The sequence below is a fragment of the Pseudoalteromonas sp. SR45-5 genome (assembly GCF_014163565.1).
GTDB lineage: Bacteria > Pseudomonadota > Gammaproteobacteria > Enterobacterales > Alteromonadaceae > Pseudoalteromonas > Pseudoalteromonas distincta.
The window spans coordinates 1-1,099 of the sequence record NZ_JACJDN010000924.1; the positions used below are offsets into that span (position 1 = coordinate 1).

1 protein-coding gene and 1 pseudogene are annotated in these 1,099 nt (G+C 32.3%); both read left to right on the forward strand.

Annotated elements, in window-relative coordinates; genetic code table 11:
- The first annotated feature begins 106 nt into the window (after positions 1-106).
- Positions 107-529: a pilin gene (locus H5072_RS20110; RefSeq protein ID WP_182694596.1), complete on the forward strand. Its 423-nt coding sequence runs from the start codon at positions 107-109 to the stop codon at positions 527-529.
- A 62-nt stretch (positions 530-591) separates the two neighbouring features.
- Positions 592-1,099: pseudogene (locus H5072_RS20955) on the forward strand (O-antigen ligase domain-containing protein); the annotation flags it as partial.

Consider the following 1,099-nt stretch of genomic DNA (forward strand, 5'->3'; position numbering starts at 1 on the left):
AAATTAATTTTAAGTAAAACTGTAAAGTAAATCAGTTAAATTAAGTGAGGCATTTTGCCGCTTAAGTGATTTAAGTTACAAAAATCTATCCTTTAGGAGAGGAAACATGAAAACAATGACTCAAAAACAACAGGGTTTCACCCTAATTGAATTAATGATTGTAGTAGCAATCATCGGTATTCTTGCTGCAATTGCATTGCCTGCGTATTCGAACTATCAAGCAACATCTAAATTGACTGCTGGTTTAGCTGAAATATCTGCTGGTAGAACTGGTTTTGAAATCGCTAAAAATAATGGATTGTCGACAGCACCCGCAGTAACAGATATTGGTTTAAGCGCATCAACTGAAAACTGTGCTATTACTACAACAGCAACAACTATTGTTTGTACGATTAAAAATGCACCTACACAAATTGCATCAGCTGTATTAACATGGTCTAGAAGCGATGTAGGTACGTGGACATGTGCAACTAGCGCGCTATCAGATGACAACAAAGGTTTAGCTCCTAAAAGTTGTCCACAATCTTAGTGAAATTTTAATTCTGAAAAGCGCCTTTATGGCGCTTTTTTAACAAGTAAGTAATGACGTTTATGAACAAGGTAAATTTGATAAAATCACTGCTTGTTAGTGCATTTCTTACATTCACATTAATACCTTTAATACCAATAGTTTCCTACGATTACCATAACCACCAACGTATCATTCAAATAGCTTTTTTACTTATCACAAGCCTACTAGTGCTTACAGCTTTTTTAGGTAATAAAAAACCTACTTTTAAGCTTTCACTAAATAATAAAAGTAGTGTGTTGTACTTAATTTTTATTTTCAGTGGCTGCTTATCTGCATTGATGAGTATGGAGCAAAGTTTTAGTCTGCTGTACACATTTCATATAAGTTTACTTATTTTAACCATGTACTATGTAAGCACTATAAATGATAAAAAACCTGTTTTATTTATCATTTATGCATTATTTATAACTCATACAAGCTTAATCCTAATATGCCTACTCAATATAATTTTTACACTTTCTGAGCAACAACCTTTAAATCCATACATAATTTACTCTGGATTTATTAACATTCGCTTTTTTAACCAAG

Coding starts and splice junctions, on each gene's coding strand:
- H5072_RS20110 (WP_182694596.1), top strand. CDS start 107: ATGAAAACAATGACTCAAAAACAACAGGGTTTCACCCTAATTGAATTA.